Origin of the sequence: Embleya scabrispora (assembly GCF_002024165.1) — a bacterium.
GTDB lineage: Bacteria > Actinomycetota > Actinomycetes > Streptomycetales > Streptomycetaceae > Embleya > Embleya scabrispora_A.
The window spans coordinates 19602-45208 of record NZ_MWQN01000002.1; the positions used below are offsets into that span (position 1 = coordinate 19602).

General features: G+C 73.5%; 11 protein-coding genes. All 11 read right to left on the bottom strand.

Going from position 1 to position 25607, the window contains the following annotated elements; translation table 11 throughout:
- Positions 1 to 789: 789 nt before the first annotated feature.
- Positions 790 to 1659 carry an SDR family oxidoreductase gene (locus tag B4N89_RS30795; RefSeq protein ID WP_078979770.1) on the bottom strand — a complete coding sequence of 290 codons (870 nt, stop codon included), beginning with the start codon at positions 1657 to 1659 and terminating at the stop codon, positions 790 to 792.
- Positions 1656 to 2375: a thioesterase II family protein gene (locus B4N89_RS30800; protein WP_078979771.1), complete on the bottom strand. Its 720-nt coding sequence runs from the start codon at positions 2373 to 2375 to the stop codon at positions 1656 to 1658. Before B4N89_RS30800 ends, B4N89_RS30795 begins: the two co-directional genes overlap by 4 nt.
- A gap of 97 nt (positions 2376 to 2472) precedes the next feature.
- Entirely contained in the window at positions 2473 to 3531 is a 1059-nt protein-coding gene (locus B4N89_RS30805; protein ID WP_078979772.1) for a pyridoxal-phosphate dependent enzyme, read from the bottom strand.
- On the bottom strand, positions 3528 to 5870 hold the full coding sequence (locus tag B4N89_RS30810; protein ID WP_078979773.1) for a lantibiotic dehydratase: 2343 nt from the start codon (positions 5868 to 5870) through the stop codon (positions 3528 to 3530). The genes B4N89_RS30805 and B4N89_RS30810 overlap by 4 nt, the downstream gene beginning before the upstream one ends.
- A 2-nt stretch (positions 5871 to 5872) precedes the next feature.
- Positions 5873 to 6634: an aspartyl/asparaginyl beta-hydroxylase domain-containing protein gene (locus B4N89_RS30815; protein WP_078979774.1), complete on the bottom strand. Its 762-nt coding sequence runs from the start codon at positions 6632 to 6634 to the stop codon at positions 5873 to 5875.
- A gap of 45 nt (positions 6635 to 6679) precedes the next feature.
- A complete protein-coding gene (locus B4N89_RS30820) occupies positions 6680 to 7864 on the bottom strand; it encodes an Ldh family oxidoreductase (RefSeq protein ID WP_161500882.1) in 1185 nt (394 codons plus the stop codon).
- 40 nt (positions 7865 to 7904) lie between these two features.
- On the bottom strand, positions 7905 to 8651 hold the full coding sequence (locus tag B4N89_RS30825) for an aspartyl/asparaginyl beta-hydroxylase domain-containing protein (RefSeq protein ID WP_078979776.1): 747 nt from the start codon (positions 8649 to 8651) through the stop codon (positions 7905 to 7907).
- Positions 8652 to 8670: 19 nt separating this feature from the next.
- Positions 8671 to 8931 (bottom strand): MbtH family protein, encoded by a 261-nt coding sequence (locus B4N89_RS30830; RefSeq protein WP_078979777.1) that lies wholly within the window; start codon positions 8929 to 8931, stop codon positions 8671 to 8673.
- On the bottom strand, positions 8928 to 9686 hold the full coding sequence (locus tag B4N89_RS30835; protein ID WP_078979778.1) for an aspartate/glutamate racemase family protein: 759 nt from the start codon (positions 9684 to 9686) through the stop codon (positions 8928 to 8930). The genes B4N89_RS30830 and B4N89_RS30835 overlap by 4 nt, the downstream gene beginning before the upstream one ends.
- Positions 9686 to 17086, bottom strand: coding sequence for an amino acid adenylation domain-containing protein (locus B4N89_RS30840; protein WP_078979779.1), 7401 nt, complete (start codon positions 17084 to 17086; stop codon positions 9686 to 9688). Before B4N89_RS30840 ends, B4N89_RS30835 begins: the two co-directional genes overlap by 1 nt.
- On the bottom strand, positions 17079 to 25235 hold the full coding sequence (locus B4N89_RS30845; RefSeq protein WP_161500883.1) for a non-ribosomal peptide synthetase: 8157 nt from the start codon (positions 25233 to 25235) through the stop codon (positions 17079 to 17081). Before B4N89_RS30845 ends, B4N89_RS30840 begins: the two co-directional genes overlap by 8 nt.
- Between the last annotated feature and the right edge of the window lie 372 nt (positions 25236 to 25607).

Below are 25607 nucleotides of genomic sequence, written 5' to 3' on the forward strand. Positions count from 1 at the left end.
GACGGCGCCCAGCCGAAACCGAGACACCAGCCTCGCCCCGCACGAACACCGCCCCATCACCAGGACCGTAAGCAGCACCCGAAGCGCTCGAACGGGGAGTCACGTCGACAACGGCAGGCACGGTCGACACACCCACGGCGGTGGAACCGGCAGCAGCGCCGAAGGCGGCTGACCCAGCGGAGCCATCCACGGCCGTGGAACCGAAATCCGCACCCGCGGCCCCTGACCCGGGGACCGTGTCCGACACCGTCGACCCGGCGGCCGCAACCCCAGCGGTCGAACCACGGGCGACCTCGGCGGACTCCGTCGACGCGGAGGCCGCCTGCACGGCGGTCCGCCCGGGGTCGACCCCCGTCGCGTCCGACACGGTCGGCTCGGGAAGCGAGTTCGCTGCCGTCGACCCGACCGCCGCATCCACCATCGCCGTGGTCGGCGTCCCCGCACCGCCCCTCGAGCCGGGCCCGACATCCGCTGGGCCGGGAGCAGCGGAACCCGAACCCACCGAAGCCGGCCCCGCGCCCGCCGGAACGGGCTCCGCACCGACCGGCCCGAACCTCGCACCCACTGGAGGCAGCGCTTCACCAACCCGGGAGGACGCCCCACCCACCGACCCGACGCCCGAACCCACCGAAGGCGGCCCCGCATCCCGCGAGCCGAAACCCGTACCGGCGCCCGCACCCGCCGGGGCCGGCCCCGCCACGGCCATCCTCGGCTTGGGGCGCGCGCCGCCCGCGCCGGCCGTCGCGTTCGTGTTTGTGCCCTCCGTCTCGCGCATCCCGGCCTCGTTCCTCATCGGACCGTGAACCCCCCGTCGACCGCGAGCAGGCTTCCCGTGACCTGGCGGGCCTCGTCGCCGGCCAGCCATAGGGCCGCGCCGGCCACATCCGCCGGTTCGACCAGGGCGTTGGTCGGTTGGGCCTGGACGAAGGCCGCCTCGTGTTCGTCGGCCGCGACGTCCAGGGAGCGGGCGATCTCGCCGAGCATGCGGCCCTCCAGGAGCGGGTCGTCGCGTACCGATCCCGGGCACAGCGCGTTGACCCGCACCCCGTAGGGCGCGTAGTCGAGCGCCGCCGCGCGGGTGAGGCCGATCAGACCGTGTTTGGCCGCGACGTAGGCGGCGAAGTTGCGGTAGCCGACCATGCCGGCGGTCGAGGAGACGTTCACGATGCTGCCGCCGCGCTGTTGGACCATCACCGGCGCCACCGCCTTCATCAGCCGCCAGGCACCGCTCAGGTCGACGTCCAGCATCAACTGCCACTCGTCCTCGCGGATCTCGTGGATCGGTTTGCCGGAAGGCGCGGCGATACCCGCGTTGTTGAGCAGCACATCGATGCCGCCGAACCGGTCCAGGGCCAGGTCCACCGCCCGGTCCACCGTCGACGCGTCGGTGATGTCCGCCACCGCGGTGACCACCTCGACGCCGAAGTCGGCGCACTGCCGGGCGGTCTCCGCCAGTTGGGCCGGTGAGGCCAGCGGATACGGCACGCCGGGATTGTCCGAGGCGACATCGAGCAGCAGCAGGTCCGCGCCCGCCTCGGCGTAGCGCACCGCGCAGGCCCGGCCCAGCCCCCGACCCGCCCCGGTGATCACGGCCGTCCTGTCCGCGAGTCGCGGCGCGGCGTCGTCGTGCGCGCGGCCCCGGATCTCCGCCGCGCTCATCGGCCCGGACCCACCGGTTGGCCCACCGTGCCCGCAATCAACCGCAGCAGCGCGTCGGCTTGTTCGGTGGGATACATGTGTCCGCCCGGCAGTTCGGCGGTGAGCAGTGGCGTGGTGGTGACCGCCTGCCACTGCCCGATCTCCCGCGCCGAGACCATGTCGTCCGCACTGCCGCGCACGGCGAGGATGGGCGCGGGCAGCGGTCGGTCGACCGTCGGCCGGTAGCGCTCGTGCATCTCGGCGTCCGCGCGCAGCACGGGCAACAGCAGCTCGCGAAACTCCGGATCGTCCAGCGCGGCCGGTCGATATCCGACGAACTCCGCGATTCCGTCGAGGAATTGCTCGTCGGACAGGCCGGTGACCTGTCGCCGGCGCGATTGGTACGGGCCGTGCGAGCCGCTGACCACCAGGACCGCGACGCGGATGTCGGCGGTGTCGATGAGGCGATGCGCCAACTCGTAGCCCAGGAAGGCGCCCATGCTGTGTCCGAACACGGCGATCTCGGTACGACCCCGCAGTGCGGCCAACACGCGCGGGGCGAGTTCGTCGATCGCGGCGCGGATGTCGCGGTGCGGCTCGTCGTCGATCAGTTCCTCTCGGCCCGGCAGTTGCACCGGCACGATGCTCAGGCCGTGTCCTTCGCGCCCCCACCAGGTACGGAAGATCGAGGCGCCGACACCGGCGAAGGGCAGGCACACCAGCGGCAGGGGTTTCATCTCGGCTCCGTTTCGCATCCGCGTGTTCTCCGTTCCCACCCGCACGGCGGGCGTCCTGCTCCCGGCCCCGGGCCTCGTGGTCCCGGGTCCGAACGGTTCACCCGCGTCTGCGGGCGGCGGCCAGGTCGGCCAGGCCCTCGCGCAGGGCCGGTTCGGACTCGAGGGGCGGCGGGCGACGGCTCGCGTAGATCGTGTTCAGATACGCGGCGCCCAGATCCGGACAGATCACGCCGATCTCGCGCAGTTCCGGATCGCCTCGGGCGGCGACCATCGCGCCCAGGAGCGCGGCGCCGGAGGAGCCGCCCAGGGTCAGGCCGGTGGCCGCGCGCACGACCCGGCAGGCCGGCGCGGCGTATTCGTCGTCGACCCGCACGCATACGTCCCAGTCGCCCGGGCACAGGAACGACGAGCGTCGTCCGGAGCCGAAACCGGGGATCTTGGCCGGACGCGCGCCGCGTGCGCCGCCTATGGCGGCCGAACCGACGGCATCCACGCCGACGATCGTGGTGTTCGGGTGGGCCCGGCGGAAGTAGGCGGACAGGCCCGCCAGGGTGCCGCCGGTGGAGATCGCCGCGACCACCGCGTCCGGGCCGACGGCGCCGATGCCCCGGGCGAGTTCGGGCCCGGTCCAGCGTTCGTGCACGCCGGGGTTGGCGGGGCTGCCGTACTGGTCGGTCCAGCGCATGCGCGGATCGGCGGCGAGGATCCGGCGCACCATGCGCAGCCGTTCGGCGACCGGGTTCCCGGCGGCCGTGGGCTCGACCAGGATCACGTCGGCGCCCGCGTCCGCCATCAGGATGATGCTCCGGCGCGGGGTGTCGCGGTCCACCACGAGGGTGCACCGATAGCCCCGGGCGCGGCAGATGCCGGCGAGTGCGACGCCCAGGTTGCCGGAGGTGGACTCGACGATCGATCCGCCCGGCTCCAGGCCGCCGTTGTGTTCCAGGTGTTCGATCAGGGCGTGCGCGGTACGGGCCTTGATCGATCCGTACGCGTTGGCCCCTTCGAGCTTGAGCCACAACCGGCGGTCGATGCCGCACACGGGCACTACCAGCGGCACGAGTGGGGTGCCGCCGATCCCGGGTTCGCCCGCACCGGCCGTCGGCAGGGTGAACTCCGCCCCCAGGCAGGCTGGTCCGGTCGGTCCGCGATTCATCCGCTCCGCTCCTCCGCCCGTCCCCGGTAGTAGCCGAACCGGAGTTCGGCGGTGTGTCGACCCGCGTGGTCGCGCAACCACAGGTCGGCCGGTCCCGGCAACATCTCCGAGACCACGATCGGGCCATGGGCCCGGTCGTAGTGGCGCGAGAACAGGTCGACCAGCACCGGTACCTCGAAGTCCACGAAGATCGGTTTGGGTTCTCCGGCGAAGCGCACATAGACCTGGTCGGGGAAGCCGTACCGGTCGCGCAACCGACGCATCCGGGTGCGGTTGGCCGGGTGCAGTCCGCTCCACGATCGCGGCGGCGGCGCGGGAATCCGCCAGGTCTCCCGGTGCACGACGGTGCGGCCCACGGTCAGCCGGGGCAGGTGCGGGACGTCGTCGAGGGCGCGGAACATGTCCTCGGCGCCGACCAGTCGGGCGCCGGTGAATGGCGTGAAGATCGACTCGACCTCGTCGCCCCAGGACGGCAGCGGCGGTCTGGTCAGCAGTATTCGCCCCAACGTCGGGCACTCCAGGACCAGTTCGCCACCGTCGAGGCGCACCCGCAGGTCGGCCGCGCGGCCGACCCGTCCCGGTGGGCGGGGGCTGGTGCCCAGGAACTCCACCTCGGGCAGTACCTCGGCGCGGGCCAGTGTCTTGCGTCCGTGTGCCAGGACCGGATCGCAGATCCGTGCGTCGGTCAGGCCTTCGATCAGGGCGCCGATCTCCGCCTCGAACCCGGCCCGGTCCGGATGCAGTGCCGGCCACAGGCCCTGAAGCAACTGGTCGTGCAGGCCGTGTACTTCGCCGACCACGACGGTGAAGGTGTCGGCGTTGATCGCCGCCTCGTCCGGCGCGGCCACGAACAGGTCGGCGCCCGCCACGCACCACGTGTCGAAGTCGACCTCGGCCGCGGCTCCCTTCGCCCAGTCCATGTCGAGCCGCACCCGGGGCCGGTCGGCGCCGGCCCGCAGCCGGTCGGTGAGCGCCGAGGGTCCGTCCATCCGGGTCCGATCGTCGAGCTTGCGCAGCCGCGCGCCGAGCCCGGCCTCCTCGGCGGCGACCAACACGCTTTCCAGCGGCACGCTTTGCCCGGCGAACGTGTCGGCGAACCACTGGGTGATCTCGGCGACCAGTCGTCGCCGCCGGGCCAGCGACAGTTCGAACAGCAGGTCCAGGAGCACCGGCGCCTCGTCGGTGAGATACCGGTGCAGCGGGCGGCCGAGGTCGACGCGCGGCCACGGGAAGCGCCCGTCCTCGACCAGGATCGACCGGTCGGCGTAGTGCCGACCCGCGTCCTTGTCCGCCGCGGCCCCGGTCACCTCGGTGAACGTGCGGCCGACGGCGGACAACGCCTCACGGCGCGCCGCCAGGGACGGTGCCTCGCGAAACCGTCGTCGGCGCAACTCCAGTTCGGCCAGTACGCCGCGCCACCGCCGTCCTACCGGGCCGGACAGGCGTGCGGCGAACTCGGTGAGCGGGCGCAGCGGATCGATCAGGCCGACCGGGACGGTCAGTCCGAAGCGCACCGAGCCGCGCCGGTCCAGCGCTCGCAGCAGATCGAGCGTACGGCCGAGGTCCAGGCCCTCGGCCGCGGCCAGTTCGGCGGCGGTGGTCCGCCCGTCGCAGCGCGCGAACAACGCCCGCTCGGCCGCCGTCCGGGGCGGCTCGGCCCGTTCGTCCAGGGTGATCGGCCAACGGTCGTAGCGAACCGCGAACTGCCGCCCGTCCCGCTCGACCAGATTCGGCGGCACCCGCGGCGCCACCTCGGCGAGCACCTCGGGATCGGCGCTCATCACGTCGGCGATCGCCTGCGCGGCCCAGTGGGTCCAGGCGGTGGTCAGCCGGACCGGGGCCGGCTCCCCGAGGTCGAACCGGAACGGTTCGTCGGGGTCTATCCGGGCCCAGGCGATCGGGCCGAAGAAGCTGGTGCTTTCGTTCTTGGCGCACATCCGTTGGAGGTACATCGCGGCCAGCAACACCCGTCGCCGGTCGGCCGAGCGCAGCCGGCTCGGGTCGGGGTCGGTCCGCAGCCAGTGGTGCAGGCGTTCGTAGGCACCTCGACTGGAGAGCAGCACGGCCTCCAGGAACCGCGGATCCGCGCAGGTGCGCAGCAGGCGGCGCACACATTCGGCGATCGGATCCGCGTCGGGCGGCCCGCCCGCGACGGCGGCCTCCGGGGCCTCCCCGCCCGTGTGTCGATCGGCCGGGTCCAGGACGCGCAGGTCCTCCAGCAACTCGTAGGGGAATCCGGTGGATTTGACCAGGGCCCACCCGGCCGTGCGCCAGGGCCCCTCGGTCGCCGCCCCGGACACCGCCGCCCGCGCCTCGGGGATGTCCGTCCCGTCGCCCATCCCTAGTGGTCCTCGTACAGGAAGGTCTTCCAAACGGTCATCATGTACGCCAGCGCGCGTTTTTCGATCGTGGTCAACTCCGGGTGCCAGACGTCGAAGAGCAGTACGGCCCGGCCCGAGTCGGCGTCGTTCCACACCTCGTGCTCGAACGAGTCGTCGAAGACGATCGCCCGGCCCTCGCGCCAGGTCCGGGTCTCGTCGGCGACCCGCATCCGCCCGCCGTCGGGCACCACCAGGCCCAGGTGACAGCGCACCCGCGCGTTGATGAAGCCGCAGTGCGGCGCGACATGGGTGCGCGGGCCCATGATGGAGAAGTAGCACATGCCCGAATCGGCCACCCCGTCCGGCTCGGACAGCACCTTGGTGGTGCGCGGGCAGCGGGCGATGTGTTCCGGGTAGGAGCGGCCGAGCAGGTGGAAGTAGTACGCGTTCCACTCGCCCGCCTCGGCCAGGTTCCCGGAGTTGGGGTGTCGGACGGCGTCGGCGGGGACCAGCCCGCCGACTGCCTCGAACTCCTCGCGGATCGCGCCGAATCCGGCTTCGAGGTCGGTGATCCAGGGGAAGTACCGTCGGTCCCACCACGGTTGTGCGGTGAGTCCGGGGAGCAGGACCTCCGGGCGCTGCACCGCGTCCTCGTCGGCGGGCTCACGCCAGGAACTGACCTCCAGGCCGTCCAGGATCCGGGTCAACCGGGACCGGTCCACGTGCTGTTCGTCGATCCACCGGTCCAGGAACGGCCGACTGTCGTTGACCCACGCAGGCATGCCCGCGCTCCTTTCTTCCGTGCCCACCAGGGGCGTTCGGTGTGCTCAGGGTCGGCGTGACGGACGTTGCGGCCGGGGCGCGGCGAGGTCGGCGGCTCCCGGGTCGACGCCGGCTTCGCCCGGGCGCGGCAGCCTGGTCGGGACGTCGAACCGGGCACCGACCGCGATCAGGTCGGCCACGGTCGCGCGCGGCAGCGGGATCCCGGTCGCGCGGGCCTGGCGGCTGCGATGTTCCGGGGCGCCGGGGACGGTCGCGTGTGCCCCGGCCGCCTCGGCGTCGGCGACCAGCGCGGCGGTGTCCGCGATCATCGCCCGATACGGCTCCAGGCCACCGAACGCCTCGGGGTCGATCGCGATCAGGCAGACGCCGGCGATCTCACCGCGTCCGGTGGAGTCGGGCGGGCGCTGCGATCCGGCCAGGGTCGGCGTACCGTCGCCGATCGCGGCCAGGCCGCCGAGCAGTGCCGCACCCAGGGCCAGGCCGAAGCCCTTGTGCGCGGCCACCGGGCTGCCCAGCGGCAGCAGCGCACCGCCCGCCAGGTAGTCGGCCGGGTCTCGGCTGGGACGGCGTCCCGCGTCCACGACACACCCCTCCGGCAGGACCTCGCCGCGCGCCGCGGCGGCGGTGATCTTGCCTTCGGCGAGCAGCGCCGTCGACACGTCCACCACCACCGGATGATCGGTTCCGGGCACGCCGAGCGCCCAGGGGTTGGCCGCGAGGAACCGTCCGGAGCCGCCGGGGGGCGCCATCACGCCGACGCCCGGACCGGCGGCTCCCACGGTGAGCAGTGCGACCAGACCGGCGTTCGCGAGCAGTTCGCAGTAGTGCCCGAGCCGGCCGATGTGGCCGCAGTGTCGAATGGCCACCACCCCGACGCCGTGTTCGATGGCCAGGGAGGCCACCAACTCGCAGGCCATCCGGGCCGAGTAGTGGCCGAACCCGCGGCGCGCGTCGAGCAGTACGCTCGCTCGGCGCCGGCGCAGCACGTGCGGCCGGGCGCTCGGTATCAGGTCGCCGCGCTCCGCCTCGGCGACGTATTGCGGCAGTCGCAGCACGCCGTGCGAGTCGTGTCCGGCCAGGTTCGCGCCGACCAGGTGTTCCGCGACCTCGCCGGCCACTTGCCCGCCGGCGCCCATGCGGCGGCAGACCGAGTCGACGAACAGGGTCAACTCGGCGGGCGGTACCCGGATCGCGTCCGCCGCGGTCGACGCGGGACGGATCGGCGGCAACGGCGGTCCTGCCGACGGGGCGGGGCCGGGAGCCCTCGGGTCAGTCCACATCGGACGTCCACATCCGCATCACGAACTCCATCGCCCGGCGCTCGATTTCGGTCAGGTCGGGGTGCCAGGTATCCACGAGCAGCACCGCCCGGGGACGGTCCGAGTCGTTGGCCACCTCGTGCTCGAACGAGTCGTCGAAGACCGAGCACCGGCCCTCCCGCCAGGCCCGGGTCTCGGTGCCCACCCGCATGCGACAGTCCGGCGGCACGATCAGGGGGAGGTGGCAGCGGATCCGGGTGTTCACGAAGCCGCAGTGCGGCTTGACCCGGGTTCGCGGCGCCAGCACCGAGAAGTAGCAGATCCCGGCGTCGGCCACCCCGGGCACCGCCGCCAGCGCCTCGGCCGTGGCCGGGCATTGCGCCAGGTGTTCGGGGAACGGGGTGCCCATGGTGTGGAAGTGGTACGCGTTCCAACCGCCGGTCGCGGCGAGTTCGCGCTCCTCGGGGTGTCGGCCGATCCCGTCGCTCGCGTACTGCTTCTCGAACTCGTCGCGGATGCGCGGGTATCGGCTCTCCAACGCGTCGACCCACGGATACCGGTCGGGGTCGTGCCAGGGCGAGGCGGCCAGTCCGGGCACCAGGATCGCGGGGGATTGCAGGTGTCCGGCCCGGGACCGTACCGGGTCGTCGGGATCGAGACCGCGCTGGATCCGCTCCAACTCCGCCGGGTCGATGCCCTGTTCGGCAGCCCAGCCGGTCAGGGCCCGGGCGCTGTCCTGCGGCGTGGGCTCACGCATCGTGTTCGTCGCCTTCCGCTCAGCTCGTCGACGGGCGCGCGGCGGACTGCCGCGCCTCGGCCTCGGCCCGCCGGGCGAGCCGATCACGCAGGCTCTTGGGGCGCATGTCGGTCCACACCCGTTCGATGTGGGCGAGGCAGTCCTCCCGGGACCCCTCGACGTCGACGCCGTCCACCCGCACGATCCGCCAGCCGACCGGCACATCGCGGCCGGCCGCCCAGATCGAGTACTGCTCCTCGTCGTTGATCACGACCGACCAACGGGTGTCCTCTACCGTCATGGTTGTTCTCCGCTCATTGCGTTGTGGTGCGTTGCCGATGAGGTCGCGGCCGGTCGCACCGGTCGCGAGGGGGCGTCCCCGGGGGCGAGGACCGCCCGTGCCAACACGTCGGTGACGTCCACGACCGGGACGCGGCCCGCCCGGGACGGGGCGATCACCGACAGTTCGGTACAGGCCAGCACGATGCAGTCCGGATCGCCCGTCCGGCGCGGCGGCAGGCCCTCGATCCAGCGGGCGAACTCCGCACGCAGCGCCTCGACCGGGTCGCCGCGCTTGACCCGGCCGATGAAGTCGTCGGTCGCCGCCTGCCGTTCCGCGTCCGGGTAGCGTGCGATCGTGTCGGGTGCCAGGTGCGGCTCGTACAGGCGCAGTTCCGCCGTCGCCTCGGTGGCCAGCAGCAGCGGCCGACGCAGCCGGGCGCGGCGCAGCGCGATACCGGTCTCGGCGAGCAGGTCGAACACCGGTACGCCGACCGCGTCGCACAGTGCGGCCCGGTAGGCGTGTGTGGTGGCCGAGGGGATGGCGATCGCATCCGCCCCGGCGCGTTCCAGCTGCTCGACGGTGGCCAGGAGTTGTGGCAGCGGGCTCTCACCCCGACCGAGCAGGTGCTCGATCCGACTCGGCATCGGTTCGGAGACCAGCACCGCCGCGGGGTAGTCGGCGTCCTCGCTCGCCCCGGACAGCCGCAGCAGACGTTCGTAGAAGTACACGGATGCGAGCGGACCGACGCCGCCGACGATGCCGATGCGTTTCATCAGGGCCGAGCCTCCTCGGGCGACGATGCCGATCCGGTGCGGCCGTCGGGGCGCAGGGCGGTGTCCACACCGATGCGCAGCAGCCGGGCGAACTCGGGTACATGCGGTGGGTTGGCCAGGTCGTGGTGGGTGCCGGGCACCGGCACCACGTGCAACGCGGCATGCGTACGGCGACGCCAACTCGCGGGGATCACGGCGGGGTTGGTCAGCGTCGGATGCCGCTCGCTCGCGGTGAACAGGTGCAGCGGGGCACGCACCCGGGTCGTGGGGCGATGGCCCTCGGCGGCGCGCCCGTTCGCGGTGAACACGTCGATCATCCGGCGCAGCGTTCCGGTGTCGGCGTATCGGGACAGCCGGTCCTGGGCGGTGAGGTGTCCGGCCAGCAGGGTGAGCACCGCGTCGTCGTCGGCACGGCTCAGGCCGGAGCGGGTCAGGCCCTGGGTGATGCCGAATCGGGCCAGTTCGCCGGTGTTGGCGTACCACTCCTCGACCTCGTCCTCGCCGAACGCGCGGGCGTCGATCACCCCGACGAACGCGACCTCCTCGCCGGCGGCCTCCAGGAGCGCGGCCATCTCCACCACGACATTGCCGCCGAACGACCAACCGGCGAGCAGGTACGGGCCGTTGGGGGAGACCTTGCGGATCTCCTCGACGTAGCGCCGCGCCATCGCGCCCAGGTCGGTCAGCGGGGCGGCGTCGCTGCTGTACCCGATGGCCTCGATGCCGTACACCGGTCGCCAGTCGCCGAGTTCGCGGACCAGATGCACGTAGCAGCACACGTCGCCGGACTGCGGGTGCACCAGGAACAACGCCGGTCCGGGCAGGTCTTCGTCGCCGAGGGGCACGACCAGGCCGGGCCCGTCCGGCGACGGGTCGGCCAGGGCGGTCGCGGCGGCGGCCAGCCGCTCGACGGTGGGGTTGCGGAAGAGCGTGTGCAGCGGCAGGTCCAGGCCGGTCCGGCGGCGGATCGTCTCGACCAGCTCGACCGCCTTGAGCGAGTGGCCGCCGAGGTCGAAGAAGTCCTGGTGCACACCGATCGGGGCCCGGCCGAGCACGTCCTCCCACACGCCCAGGAGCCGCATCTCGACCCTGGTGCGCGGGGTCACCACCGCCTCGCCGGATTCCGGCTCGGGTGCCGGTGGGCGGGCCGCCAGGGCCCGGCGGTCGAGCTTGCCGTGCGCGGTGGTGGGCAGCGCGTCGAGCGCGACGTAGTGGCCGGGACGCAGGTACTCGGGCAGTACGTCGGCGATCGCCCGGCGCAGCGCGCGCAGGTCGGGCGGGCCCGCGGCGCCGACCACGTAGGCCACCAACTCGACGCCGTTCGGCCCCCGGTGCGCCACCGCGGCCGCCGCGCGCACCTCCGGCCGGGCCAGCAACGCGGCCTCCACCTCGCCGGGTTCCACTCGCACGCCGCGGATCTTGACCTGGTCGTCGCGTCGGCCGTGGAAGATCAGCCGGCCGTGGAAGTCGACCCGGGCCAGGTCTCCGGTGCGGTACCAGCGGCTGCCGGGCGGCCCGTACGGGTCCGGCGGGAACCGCTCGGCGGTGGCCCCGGGCGCGCCCGGGTAGCCGATCGAGACGCCGGGCCCGCCCAGGTACAGTTCGCCGATCGCGCCGGTGGGCAGCGGCCGACCGGCGGCGTCCAGGACCAGTGCCCGGGTGCCGGGCAGCGGCGCGCCGATCGGAATCGACCCGGCGTCGAGGTCGGCGTCGGTGATGCGCCGGAACGTGGACGTCATGGTGCACTCGGTGGGCCCGTACTGGTTGACCACCACGATCCCGGCGCCCAGTCGGCACACTCGCCGCAACACCTCGGCGCTCGGCTCCTCGCCGCTGAGCAGAATCAGCCGCAGCCGGCTCGCGGCGGGCGTCGTGGCGGCGTCGCCGTCGGCGACCGCGGTCAACACCCCCAGCAGCGACGGCACCACGGACAGCAGTGCCGTCACCCGGTACCGGTCGATCGTGGCCAGGATCGCCCTCGGGTCGCGTGCGTGTTCGTCGGCCGGCAGCACCAGGCGGGCGCCGGCGGCGAGGGTCCCGAAGATGTCCCGGATCGCCGCGTCGAAGGAGACCGCGGCCACCTGAAGCACGGTGTCCTCGGCGCCGAGGCCGAACTCGGCGGCGAGCAGGCGAAGATATCGGGTCGCCGCCGCGTGGGTGGTGGGCACCGCCTTGGGCAGGCCGGTGGAGCCGGAGGTAAAGGTCACGTAGGCGAGGTCCGCCGGGCCGGCGGGGGAATCCGGAGGGTTGTCGGCCTCGATGGTCGACGCGGACACCACCGCCGACCCGGCGAACCGGTCCGTCGCGCCGCCGGTCGGTGACGCCCCGTCGGTCAGCACCAGGGACGCCCCCGCGCGGGTCAGCAACAGCCGGGTGCGCTCGACGGGTTGGCCCGGGTCGAGCGGTACGGCGGCGGCTCCGGTCCGGAACACCGCGAGCAGGCCCACGACCAGCTCGATCGACCGCGGCAGCAGCACGCCGACGAACACGCCCGGTCGGGCGCCGGCCGCCCGCAGCCGTCGGGCCAGGCCGTTCGCGCGCCGGTCCAGCCGAGCGTAGGTGAGCACCTGTGCGCCGAACTCCAGAGCCGGGGCCGTGGGCTGTTCGGCGGCGCGGGCGGCGACCAGGGTGTGCAGGCACGCGTCCTCGAATCCGGTGGGCCCCTCGATCGGCAACAGGCGTCGTGCGGCGGCCGGATCGAGCAGGTCGGGTCCGGCCGCCGGACGGTCCGGGCGGGCGAGGGCCGCGGTGAGCACCCGCCGGAAGGTGTCCGCGATGCCGTGGGCGGTCGTGCGGTGGTAGAGCGCGGTGGCGTAGGCCAGCGATCCGCTCAGCGTGCCGTCGGGGCGTTCGGTGAGGGTCAGGCCTAGATCGAACTTTGCGCTGTGGTGCGGGATCCGTACGGATTCGGTGCGCACCCGGGGAAGGTCGAGGGCAGCGGCCTCGTCCCGGTCGAACGCGAACATGATCTGGAACAGCGGGTGTCGGCCCAGTTCGCGCTCCGGCCGCAGCTCCTCCACCAGCCGCTCGAACGGCAGGTCCTGATGCGCGGTCGCGTCCAGGACGGTGGTTCGCACCTCCCGCACCAGGTCGGCGAAGACGCGCTGCTCTCCGGCGTCCACCCGGAGTACCAGGGTGTTGACGAAGGGACCGATCACACCCGCGAGTTCGGGATATTGCCGGCCGCGACCCGCGGTCGGCGATCCGAGCACGACGTCCGTACTCCCGGAGAGCCGGGCGGCGGTGACCGCGAAGGCGGCGCACAGGATCACAAACGGCGTGGTCCCCAGCTCGCGCGCCACCTCGGCGGTACGCCGCGCCACGGTCTCCGGCAGCTCGAAATCGACCGAGGCGCCTTCCTCGTCGAACATCGCCGGTCGGCGCCGGTCGCCGGGGATCTCGGTAGCGCTCGCTCCGGCCAACTTCTCACGCCAGTAGGCGAGGTCGGCCGCGCCCCGGGCGGTGTCGGCACGCTCCCACGCGGCGAAGTCGGCATACTGCAACGGCGGTCGAGCGGGCTCGGGCAGCACCGATACGGACCCGGACCCGGACCCGGCAAGTGCCCGATACCCGGCGCCGACCTCCGCCCAGAACAGCGGCAACGACCAACCGTCGACCACCGCGTGGTGCATGACCACCACCAACAGGTGGTCCTCGGCACCGATCCGGATCGGCGTGGCCCGGAACAGCGGTCCGCGCGCCAGGTCGAACGGCTCGGCGCAGCGCCGCCGCGCCTCGGCGAGCGCCGCCGCTTCCGCCTCGCCCGGATCGGGCGCGCCCGGGTCGTACACCTCGTCCCACGGCGGCCGGACCGGGTCGGTCACCTGTACGGGACCGTCGGGGCCCGCCACGAACCGCCCGCGCAGCACGTCGTGTCGGGACAGGACCCCCTCGACGGCCCGCCGCAGCACGGCCGGTTCCACCCGGCCGCGCAGCCGCAGGACGGACGCCACGTTGTAGTCGGCCCGATCCGGACGCAGCCGGTCCAGGAACCACAGTCGCCGCTGGAGGAACGACAGCGGCGCCGGGCCCGGTTCGGTTCGTCGCGGGATGCGCTCGACGGGCCGCTCCGGGTCGAGCGCGGCGGCGAACTCGCGCACCGTGGGCCGGTCGAACACCAACCGCACGGGCGCCTCCACCGCCAACTCCTCGCGCAGCGCCGCCACCAGGCGGGCCGCGCGCAGCGAGTGCCCGCCCAGTGCGAAGAAGTCGTCGTGCGCGCCGACCCGTTCCACATCCAGGACCCGTGCCCACACTTCGGCGATGCGCGCTTCCCGGTCGCCGGCGGGGGCGACATACGCGGCGCTCGTGCGAGGTGAGGGCGGGTCGGGCAGCGCGCGGCGGTCGAGCTTGCCGTTCGGGGTCAGTGGCAGTGCGTCCAGTTCGACGATCAGCGGCGGCACCAGGTATTCCGGCAGGGTCTCCCGCAGCCACTCCCGAGCGAGCACGCCGGGGTCGCGGTCGTCGTGGCCGGCGCGGCGCACCAGATAGCCGACAAGCACCCGGTCCAGCCCCTCGCCGTGCACCCGCACCGCCGCGCGGACGATGTCGGGGTGGGCGAGCAGGCGGGCCTCGATCTCCCCGGGCTCGATGCGATGGCCCCGGATCTTGACCTGATGGTCGGCCCGGCCGAGGAAGTCCAGCCGGCCGTCCGGGCGGTAGCGGACCAGGTCGCCGGTGCGGTACATCCGGGCCCCGGCGCGGCCGACGCCCGCCGCGAACGGGTCGGGCAGCAGCCGCTCGGCGGTCCGACCGGGGTCGGCGGCATAGCCGCGTGCCAGGCCGAGGCCGCCGATGTACAGCTCGCCGACCACGCCGATGGGCGCGACGGCGAGACGGTTGTCGAGTACGTACAGCGACGTGTTCAGCAGCGGGCGGCCGAGCGGCGGGGCGGCCGGGCCGGGCCTGTCCGGCCCGGGCATGACGGGCGGGTACTCCACAAGGTGTGCGGCGGACCAGATGGTGGTCTCGGTCGGGCCGTACACGTTCCACAGGCGCGCGACCCGCTTGCGGATGCGCTCGGCGAGCGGCCCCGGCAGCGCCTCGCCGCCGCACAGCGCCCGGATCTCGCCGCCGGACCAGCCCGCGTCCAGCAGCATCGCCCAGCCGGCGGGGGTGGCCTGGACCACGGTGGCGCCGGCGTCGGTCAGCGCGGCGCCGAGCCGGCCGCCGTCCGCGAGCACCGCCTGCGGGAGCACCTGGACCCGGGCGCCGGCCGCGAGCGGAACGAGCAGTTCCAGCACCGCGATGTCGAACGAGACCGTGGTCAGCGCGCCCACCACGGATGCCCCGTCCAGGGACAGGCGTTCGATCATGTCCCGGGCGAGGTTGGCCACACCCCGGTGGGTGACCATGACGCCCTTGGGTCGGCCGGTGGATCCGGAGGTGTGGATCAGGTAGGCCACCTGGTCCGGGTCGGCTGCGGCGGCGGTCGGGCGCGCGGCCTCCGCGCAGTCGGGGACGGTGTCCGGGTCGGGGGTGGTGTCGAGGTCGGGGATGGCGTCCAGGTCGAGCACCGGCACACCGAGTTCGGTCCAGGGCATGGTCCGCGCGGTCGCCGCGTGGGTCAGGATCAGCCGGGTCTCGCTGTCCGCGAGGAGCGCGCCGATTCGGGCCGTGGCGTGGCTCGGGTCGATCGGCAGGTAACTTCCGCCCGCGCGCAGCACTCCGAGCAGCGCGATAACCAGGTCCACGGAACGGTCCAGGCAGACCGCGACCACACCCTCGGCCGGCAGGCCCAGGGCATCGAGGCGCGTGGCCAACCGGTCGGCCCGCTCGATCAGTTCCGTGTACGTCACCGTGCGCTCGCCGCAACCGAGCGCGATCGCCTCGGGGGTGCGTACGGCCTGCGCGGCGATCAGTTCGGGCAGTGTGGCCTGGTCCGCATCGCGGAACTCGCCGCGTCCCCAGTCGTGTACGAGGGTGGCCGACTCGGCCGGGTCGGCGAGCGGAAGCCGGGCGGGAGGCAGGTCCGGGTAGGCGGTGGCCGCGTGCAGGAGGCGGACGTATCCGGCGGCCAGGCGATGGATGGTCGCGGACTCGAAGAGGTCCGGGTCGAAGACGATCGATCCGGTGATCGGGGCTTCGGGACCGCCCTCGGTCAGGGTGAGCGCGAGGTCGAACTTCGAGGTGGTGACGGGCAGCGGTACGGGACGAAGGCGCGGGCCGGACCGTGTTTCCGACTCCGGCGCCGATTCGTGGTGGTGTGCGAACAGCACCTGGAACAGCGGGTTTCGGCTCAGGTCGCGGTGGGGGTGGAGGTGTTCGACCAGGTGCGCGAAGGGCAGGCGCTGGTGGGCGTACGCGCCGAGCGCGGTCTCGCGCACCCGACCGATCAGGTCCACGAAACTGTGCGAGTCGGCCAGGTCGGTCCGCAGCACCACGGTGTTCACGAACGTGCCGAGCATCGTCTCGAGTTCGGGGCGGTCGCGCCCGGCGACCGGGGTGCCGACCGCGATGTCGGTCTGCCCGCCGAGCAGCGCGAGTTGCGCCTTGAAGCCGGCGAGCAGGGTCATGAACGGCGTCGCGCCGTGCCGTACGGACAACGCGCGCACCCGGACGGCGGTCGCGGCGGACAGGGTGAAGCGCACCTCGGCGCCGGCGCGCTCACTCGCGGCGGGCCGGGGATGGTCGGTCGGCAGCGTGAGTTCGGGCAGTCCCGATAGTCGGTCGGCCCAGTAGCGCAGGTCGGCGGCCTCGGTCTCGGCGGCACGGGCGCGCTCCCAGGCCGCGAAGTCCGCGTACTGCCGGGCCGGCGGTTCCGTGGGCAGCGGCCGGCGGGCGCGGGCGGCGGCGTACAAGCGCGCCAGTTCGTCCCAGGTCCGGTCCATGGCCGGTCCGTCGGTGGCGATGTGATGCACCGTCAGCAGCACCAGCGCGGAGCGGTCGACGCAGCGCACCACGGCCGCGCGCAGGGGGAGTTCGCCGGCCAGGTCGAACGGGCGGTCGGCGAGGCCGGCGACCCTTCGGGCGAGGCGGCGCAGGGCGTCGGGGTCGGCCGGATCGCCGAGTCCGGTGCCGTCGACCGTCTCGATCGACACCGGCCCCGCAGCGCGGAGAACGGGCCGGGGCAGGCCGTCGACCTCGGTGAAGACGGTCCGCAACACCTCGTGCCGGGCGACCAGCGCGGTCAGTGCCCGGCCGAACGCGTCCGGGTCGAACTCGTCCCGGAACCACATGCACTGCGGCACGTTGTACTCCGGGGCCCGACCGAGGATGCGGTCGACCAACCAGACCCGTTCCTGCTCGAACGAGGCCACGATCGGGGCGTCGGCCGGACGCCGGGGAATCGATCCCGAATGCGTGTCCGAGGCCCCGGGCCGCAAGTCGGCCAGCCGCGCCCGGGCCGCGCGCAGTCGGTCCACCAGGCCCGGGTCACGCGCGCCGGTGCGCTCAGTCATCGCAGCTCCCGGCGGGCGAGTCGTGGTCGGTCGGTGCGCCGAGCAGTTCGGCCTCGACGGCGGCGGCGAGCCCGGCGATCGTCGGATGCTCGAAGAGCAGCACCAGCGGCAGTTCCACGTCCAGGGCGCGGCGCAGTCGGGAGACGATCCGGGTGGCCAAAAGCGAATGACCTCCCAGGGCGAAGAAGTTGGCGTCGGCGTCGTCGGCGGCGAGGAACTCCGCCCAGACCTGGGCGACCAGGAGTTCCGCGTCGGTCTCGGGGGCCCGGATCGGGCCGGGTGTCGGTGCCGGCTCGGTGTCCCGTTCCGGTGTGGGCAGTCGTCTGCGGTCCACCTTGCCGTTCGGGCTCAGCGGCAGGGCGTCGAGCAGGGTCAGGCGGGTGGGGACCAGATACGGCGGCAGCCGCTCGCCCAGGTAGGCGCGCACGTGTTCGACCTCGGGGCGGGTGCCGGCGGCAGCCACGAGGTAGGCGAGCAGGCGATGGTCGCCGGGGGTGGGCTCCCACTTGGTGACCACGGCCTCGGCGACGTTCGGGTGCGCGACCAACATGGCCTCGATCTCGCCGAGTTCGACCCGGATTCCGCGGATCTTCACCTGGTGGTCGACCCGGCCCAGGAACAGCAGTTCGCCGTCCGGGCGGCGGATCGCCCGGTCTCCGGTCCGGTACAACCGCTCGCCCGGGACGTCCGGGTCGGGCACGAACGCCTCCGCGGTGCGCCTCGGGTCGTTCCAGTAGCCGCGCGCCAACCCCGGTCCCCCGACGTGCAGTTCCCCCTCGGCGCCGACCGGGACCGGCCGCAGGTCGGCGTCCAGGACGTGCACCCGGTAGTTGTCCAGGGGCAGGCCGATCGGCACCGTGTCGGCGTGCGCGTCCTCACGGCCGCAGACGTGGTGAGTGGCGTCGATGGATGCCTCGGTCGGGCCCCACTGGTTGTGCAACCGGGCGCCCCCCACTGCCGGATGCGAGTGGAACCGGGCCACCAGATCCGGGCGCAGCGCCTCGCCGCTGGAGACCACGACCCGCAGCCGGTCCAGTCCCGCGGGCCCGACGGCGTCGAGTTCGTCGAGGAACAGGCCGAGCATGCTGGGGACGAATTGGAGCACCGCGACTTCGTGTTCGACGGCCGCGCGCAGGATCGCCCTGGGGTCGCGGTGCAGGCCCGGTTCGAGCATGACCACGGTGCCGCCGACCAGCCACGGCCAGAACAGCTCCACCGCGGAGTCGTCGAAGCTGAGCACGGTCTTGTGCAACACGCGGTCGCCGACGGCGAGGCCGTGTCGGCGGTGCATCCACCACATGCGGTTGACCCAGCCCCGGTGCGGGTTGGCCACACCCTTGGGCTTACCGGTCGAGCCCGAGGTGTAGTAGATCGAGACGAGGTCGTCGGGGTCGACCGGAACATCGGGCGGGGTGTCCGACCGGGCGTCCGGTGCGGTGTGTGACCGGGCGTCGGGTGCGGTCGAGTCGACCGTGATCGTACGGATCCCGGCGTCGGCCGGGAGCGCGTCGCCCGCCGAGGCGTCCACGACGCAGATGTCCGTGCCCGCCTCGTCGAGCAGTTGTCGGGCCCGGGCCGGAGGCAAGTCGGGGTCGAGCGGTAGGTAGGCACCACCGGCCTTGAGGATCCCGAGCAGCGCGACGGCCAGGTCCGAACCCCGGTCCAGGTGCAGTCCGACCGGAAGGCCGGGGCGGACCCCGTGGGCCACGAGTCGGTGCGCGAAGCGGTTGGCGCGGCGGTCGAGTTCGGCGTAGTCGAGGGTCTCCCGCCCGGCGATCACGGCCGCGGTGTGCGGGGTGCGCCGGGCTTGCCGGGCGAACAGGTCGTGCAGGCAGTGGTCGAGGTCGTGGTCGACGGCGGTGTCGTTCCATCGGGCGTACGGCTCGGCGCCGGCCCGGGGGTCGCCCGCTGCCGCATGCCGGGGATCGCCGGTCGCGGGGGACGCGAGGGCCTGGGCCCGGTCGGGCGCGGACCCGAGGGCGCCGGGCGCCCCGAGGCGGGCTTCGTGGCCGAGTCCGCCCACCGGCGCGTCCGGTCGCTCGACCAGCGCCGCGAGGAGCTGGACATAGTCTCGGGCCAGCCGTTCGATCGTGGCGGGGTCGAACAGGTCGGTGGCGTAGTAGACGCTGCCCAGATACGTGTCCCCTCGCTCGGCGACGGCGATCTCCAGGTCGAGTTTGGCGGCGCGGAACGGCACCGGGTGTGGCGCGACCGCGGGCTTCCCCCAGTCGGCGGGGGCGGGGTTGACGTCCGCCATCGAGAACATCAGCTGGAACAGCGGGTTGCGGCCGAGGTCGCGCGCCGGCCGCAACTCGTCGACGAGCTGCTCGAACGGCAGGTCCTGATGCGAGTAGGCGGCGGCCGCGTCGGCGCGGGTGCGGGCGATCAGGTCGGCGAAGCCCAGCGCGGGATCGAGATCGACGCGCAGGACCAGGGTGTTGACGAACAGACCGATCAAACCGTCGAGTTCGGGGCGGCCGCGACCGGCGACGGGGGTGCCGACGGCGATGTCGCGGGCTCCGGTGCGCCGCGCGACGAGCACCTGAAAGGCGGTGAGCAGGGTGATGAACGGTGTGCTCTCGTAGGTCCGGCTCAGATCGAGGAGTCGGCGGCGCAGGTCGGCGGGGATCTCGAAGTCGAATTGCTCGCCCCGGCCGGACATGACGGGCGGTCGCGGGTGGTCGCCGGGCAGTTCCACCGAGGTCAGTCCGGCCAGGCGGGTGCGCCAGTAGTCGGCCTGGGCCCGCCGGGCCGGGTCCGCCGCCGCGCCGCTCTCCCAGGCCGCGTAGTCGGCGTAGCGCAGCGCCGGCGGGTCCGGTTCGTACCGCGCGCCCAGCCGGTATCGGTCGGCCAGTTCCCGGCACAGCACCTCGCTGGACCAGCCGTCGGTGGCGATGTGGTGGACCACCAGGAAGAGGATGTGGTCGTCGTCGGCCAACCGGACCAGCAGCGTGCGCATCGGAGGTGCGGCGGCGAGATCGAACGGTCTGCCGAGGTCGTCGGCGATCGCCGCGTCGGCGACGGACAGCGCCTCCTCGATCGGCAGCGCGCGCAGGTCGAGTTCGCGCGGCTCGACCGGCCCGGCCGGTTCCACGCGTTGGCGTGCCTCGTCCTCGTGCAGCACATAGCGGGTGCGGAGGACGTCGTGCCGGGCGACCAGCCCGGTGAGCGCGGTGCGCAGCCGATCCGGATCCAGCGGGCCGGTCAGGCGCAGTGCGACGGGCAGGTTGTAGTCCGGTCGGTTCGGCAGAAGTTGGTCGAGGAACCACAACCGGCGCTGGGCGAAGGACAGCGGCACGAGGTCGTCGGCGGTGGTGGTGCGCGGGATGGTGTGCTGGTCGCGGTCGCGGTCGGCATCGGGTCCGGTGAGCCGCAGCCGTGCCTCGGTGGTCATCCCGGCCAGGAACGCGGCGGGCGTCGGGTGGCGGAAGACGTTCTTGACCGGCACCTCGATCGCGTGGTCCGCGCGTAGCCGGCCGACGAGACGGATCGCCGCCAGGGAGTTTCCGCCGAGTTCGAAGAAGCTGTCGTCGAGCCGCACTTCGGGTAGGGCGAGGGTTCGGGCGTACAGCGCGCACAGGGCCCGTTCCTCGGCGGTGCGCGGGGGGCGGGAGGGGTCGGCGAGGTCGAGGGCGGGCAGCGCCGCCTCGTCGACGGCGCCCGCCGGGGTACGCGGGAGGGCCGGCAGCGGGACCAGGGCGGTCGGCACCAGGTGCGCGGGCAGGCGTTCGGCCAGGAACGCGGGGAGTCGGTCGTCGGGTTCCGCGTGGCCGGGGGTCGGTACCAGGTAGGCGACCAGGATCTCGCCGAGGTGTTCGTCGTCGCGGCGCACCACCACGGCCTCGGCCACGCCGGGGTGTTCGGTCAGCGCCGCCTCGATCTCGGCGGGCTCGATGCGCCGTCCGCCCAGGCGCAGTTGCCGGTCGCGGCGGCCGACGTGGTCCGCGCTGCCGTCGGCTCGGCGGTGGAAGAGGTCGCCGGTGCGGTACATCCGCGATCCGGGTGGGCCGTACGGGTCCGGCACGAAGCGCTCGGCGGTGAGCGCGGGGCGACCCAGGTAGCCGGATGCGATCCCGGGTTCGGCCAGGCACAGTTCGCCGATCATGCCGATGCCGACCAGGGTGCCGGTCTCGTCCACGAGGCGGGCGCGGGGGTCGTCGACGGTCTGTGGGGCCGGGGAATCCGGTTCGCCCACCGCGGGTACGCCGACACCGCTCGGCAGTCGGGTCCACGGCAGGTACGTGCCGGCCTCGTGGGTGGGTCCCCGGTCGCGCGGGCTCGGCCCGCCCGGGTGGTCCGGCGCGGTGAGCAGGTCGCGGTGGCTCGTACACACGCCGACGAGGGCGCCGGTGGAGTCGCTTGTGTAGGCGATGCGAACGATCCGGTCGGGGTCGATCTCGGCGGGCGCCGCTCCGGTGGGTGCCGCCGCTCCGGCGCGGATCGTGTCGGCCACCCGCAGGACGCGCGTTGTGGGGCCGACCAGGGCGCGGACGCGTTCCGCCCGCTCGGGGTGGTCGACCAGTACGGTGCCGGCGCCGCTGTCGGCGAGGATCGCGGCCAGGCGCCGGTCGGGCAGGGCCGGGTCGAGCGGCACATAGGTCCCGCCGGCCTCGATCACGCCGACGGTGGCGGTCACCACGTCGACGCCGGGTTCGAGGAGCACGGCGACGGGCGCGTCGACGTCGGTCAGTCCGTCGGCGAGGGTCCGGGCGCGCCGGCCCAATTCCCGATAGGTGAGCGTGTTCTCGCCTTCGCCGACGGCCGGCGCCTCGGGGTGGGCGGCGACCCGGGCGTGGAAGGCGGTGACCAGGGTGTCGTGTTCCGGGTGGGCGGCCGGCGCGATCGGGCGCAGGGCGGCGAGTTCGGTGTCGTCGAGGATGGCAAGCGCGCCGATGGGGCGGTGCGGGTGGGCGACGGCCTCGCGCAGGAGGCGGACCAGTCGGTCGGCCATGCGCCGGACGGTGTCCCGGTCGAACAGGTCGGTGGCGTACTCCACGGTGGCGTCGATCCGGCCCGGGCGGCCCGTCTCGGTGCGGTGCGGGAAGAGGTGGAACGCGAGGTCGAACTTGGCGGATCGGGTGTTGGCCAGCGTCCACGGATCGGCCAGTCCGGGCAGGCCGGTGATCGCGTCGGGGGTGTTCAGCAGGCCGAGCGAGACCTGGAAGATCGGGTGTCGGGACAGGCTGCGGACCGGGTTCAGCTTCTCCACGAGCAGGTCGAACGGGACGTCCTGGTGCGCGTAGGCAGGCAGCCAGGACCGGTCCACCCTGGCGAGCAGTTCGGCGAAGGTGGGGTCGCCGGCGGTATCGGTCCGCAGCACCACGGTGTTGACGAAGAAGCCGATCAGGTCGTCGAGGACGGCGTCCGCGCGGCCCGCGATGGGGCTGCCCACCACGATGTCCTCGCCCGCGCCGAGTCGGGTGAGCAGGCCGGCCAGGCCGGCGTGCAGCGCGACGAACAGCGTGGTGTGCGCGGAGCGGGCCAGGTCGTCCAGGGCGGTACACAGGTCGGCGGGCAGTTCGAAGGCGTGCACGTCGCCGGCGTGACCGGCCACGATCGGGCGCGGACGATCGGTGGGCAGCGGCAATGCGGCCGGCGCGTCGGCCAACCGTGCGGTCCAGTAGGCCAGTTGTTTGCCCAGTGGGCTGTCCGGGTCGTTCTCGTCGCCCAGGTGTTCGCGCTGCCACGCGGCGTAGTCGCGGTATTGCAGGGGCAGCGGCGCGGTGTCGGGTCGGGTGCCGCGTGTTCGGGCGGCGTAGGCCCGGCCGAGGTCGCGGGTGAGCGTGGTCAGTGACCAGCCGTCGGCGCTGATGTGGTGGACCACCACGAGCAGCACGCTCTCGTGCGGGCTTTGGATCAGCTCGGCCCGGATCGGCAGCCCGGTGGTCAGGTCGAACGGCGCCCGGGCGGCGCGGGTGATCTCGGCGTCCAACGCGTCGGCCGCACAGTCGGCGACGGGGATCCGTACCCCGAACTCGTCGATGTCGAGGATGTGTTGGCGCGGCACGTCGTCGTGTACGGGAAAGACCGTGCGCAGGCTTTCGTGTCGCTCGATCACATCGCGCAGCGCGGCTCGCAGGGCGTCGAGGTCGGGCTCGGTGTGCAGGCGGAACAGCAGCGGGATGTGGTAGTCCGGGTTGGCGCTGCCCTCCAGGCGGTTGACCAGCCACAACCGCCGCTGGGCGAAGGACAGCGGGATGACGTCGGGGCGCGGTCGGGGGGTCGGCGGCGGGCGTTCGGCGGTCCGGGCCCGGGCCGCCGCGTCCAGGCGGAGCGCGAGGGCGGCCGGGGTCGGCGCCTCGAACACGTCGACCACCCGCAGGAGTCCGGCGCCGGCGGCGGCGATCCGGGCGACCGCACGGGTGGCGAGCAGCGAGTGGCCGCCGAGTTCGATGAAGTTGTCGTCGATGCCGACCCGGTCGAGGCCGAGCAGGTCGGCGAACACCTCGCACAGCAGTTCCTCGACGGCCGAACGCGGCGCGCGGCCGTCGACGGCATGCGTCGGTGCGGGCAACGCGGCCGAGTCCACCTTGCCGTTGGGCGTCAGCGGCAGGGCATCGAGTACCACGCAGTCGGTCGGCACCATGTAGGCGGGCAGTGAGGCGGCCAACTCCCCCAACACCCGCCGGCCCCACCCCTCGTCGCCCGGACCGGGGTTCGCGTCCCCGGACCGGGTGTCCCGGCGCGGGACCAGGTAGGCGACGATCGTCTTGTCGCCGTGTGCGTCCGGCACGGCCAGCACGGCGGCGCCCGCGACGTCGGGGCGCAGGACGAGGCGGCTCTCGATCTCGCCGAGTTCGATCCGGAAGCCGCGCACCTTGACCTGGCGGTCGCGGCGGCCGACGAATTCGAGCAGGCCGTCCGGCCGCCGGCGCACGATGTCGCCGGTGCGGTACATCCGCGCGCCGCCGCCGGCGAACGGGTCGGGTACGAACCGGTCGGCGGTGATCCCGGGGCGGCCCCGGTAGCCCCGCGCGACGCCCCGGCCGCCCAGGCACAGTTCGCCGTCGGCGCCGGTCTCGACCGGGTGCAGCCGCTCGTCCAGGACGTAGGTGCGCACCCCCGCCATCGCCGAGCCGATCGGCACGGGGGCGCCCACCGGCTCGGTCGGCACATGGAAGGCGGCGAAGATGGTGCCCTCGGTGGGCCCGTAGACGTTGACCACGGTGCCGGCGCCGCCCGCCCGCAACGCGCGCGAGACGGCGAGCGGGGAGGCCGCCTCACCGCCCATCCATACCTGGCCGATGCCCGCGAAGACCGCCGGATCCTGCTCGACCATCACGTTGAACAAGGAGGTCGTCACGAACGCGCAGGTGACGCCCTCCTCCTTGATCAGGCGCGCGACCACGCCCGCGTCCACCTCGCCGGGCGGGGCCACCACCACCCGGCCACCGCGCAGCAGCGGCATCCAGATCTCGAACACCGACGCGTCGAACGCCAGCGGCGAATACTGGAGCACCCGCCGATCCAGGCCGTCCGACCAGCACGGGTCGGCGGCGAACGCGACCAGGTCGCGGTGCTCGACCTCGACGCCCTTGGGCACACCGGTGGAGCCGGAGGTGTGGATCACGTACGCGAGCCGGCGCGGCGATCGGGGGCGCGGGGGCGCCTGCGTCACGGCTCCGGGCGGCGCGACGGGTCCGGTCGCCACGAGCCTCGGCGGCGCCACGGCGTCCGCGAAGCACACCACGTCCACCCATTCGGCGCAGAACCGGCGTACCCGGGCCGCCCGTTCGGCCGTGTCCACCAGGACCAGCCCGATGCCACACTCGTCCAGGATCAGCCGCAACCGGGCCGCGGGTGACCGGATGTCCAGCGGTACATAGGGGCGCCCCGCCTTGACCGCGCCGACCATCGCGGCGATGACGTCGACGCCCCGGTCCATGAACACGCCGACCGGCGCCTCGTCGGCCAGTTCCGGCCCGCACACCTCGCAGTCGTCGACCAGCCGGGTATCCGTACCGCGAGCCTCCAGGAACCGGCGCACCGCGTCCGAGGATTCGTCGAGTTCGCGGTAGTCGACCGCCCGCTCCGCGCAGGTGATCGCGGTCGCGTCCGGGTGTTCGGCGACGCGTGCCGCGAACACCCCCACCAGGTCGTCCGGTTCCCGCGACGCGTGATCGTCCGGTTCCCGCGAGGCGTGCGACAACGCAGTTCTCCCATCGCCGATCCGGGCCCGGGACGGGGTGCCCGGGGCCGACTTGCGCATACGCGTGTGCTCGGTGGATTCAGGGGGTTGGATGGGTTCCGGGGGCCTGGTCACCCGTCCGGCCCGCACCGGCGATGACGCATGCGGACCACCATCGACCGGCGGCCGGGAGGGCGAAAGTGTTGCCCTGTTGCCCGTTCGAGGAAACACCCTCCCACGTGCGGCGGCACGCCGAACTCCTGCTCTCGCGGGAGCTTTCGACCTGCCACGCGCCGGCTCGGCGCACCTGCCGGGGCGGCGCTGTTTCCTGGTTTGGGCAACAGGGCAACACTTTCGCCTCCCGAGGCCCTCGCCGAGGGTGGACGCCATGCC

Bases quoted from the DNA above. Each gene is read 5' to 3' on its own strand.
- B4N89_RS30840 (WP_078979779.1), bottom strand. From the start codon at position 17,086: ATGACTGAGCGCACCGGCGCGCGTGACCCGGGCCTGGTGGACCGACTG.
- B4N89_RS30810 (WP_078979773.1), bottom strand. From the start codon at position 5,870: ATGGGCGACGGGACGGACATCCCCGAGGCGCGGGCGGCGGTGTCCGGG.
- B4N89_RS30805 (WP_078979772.1), bottom strand. From the start codon at position 3,531: ATGAATCGCGGACCGACCGGACCAGCCTGCCTGGGGGCGGAGTTCACC.
- B4N89_RS30825 (WP_078979776.1), bottom strand. From the start codon at position 8,651: ATGCGTGAGCCCACGCCGCAGGACAGCGCCCGGGCCCTGACCGGCTGG.
- B4N89_RS30795 (WP_078979770.1), bottom strand. From the start codon at position 1,659: ATGAGCGCGGCGGAGATCCGGGGCCGCGCGCACGACGACGCCGCGCCG.
- B4N89_RS30835 (WP_078979778.1), bottom strand. From the start codon at position 9,686: ATGAAACGCATCGGCATCGTCGGCGGCGTCGGTCCGCTCGCATCCGTG.
- B4N89_RS30830 (WP_078979777.1), bottom strand. From the start codon at position 8,931: ATGACGGTAGAGGACACCCGTTGGTCGGTCGTGATCAACGACGAGGAG.
- B4N89_RS30815 (WP_078979774.1), bottom strand. From the start codon at position 6,634: ATGCCTGCGTGGGTCAACGACAGTCGGCCGTTCCTGGACCGGTGGATC.
- B4N89_RS30800 (WP_078979771.1), bottom strand. From the start codon at position 2,375: ATGAAACCCCTGCCGCTGGTGTGCCTGCCCTTCGCCGGTGTCGGCGCC.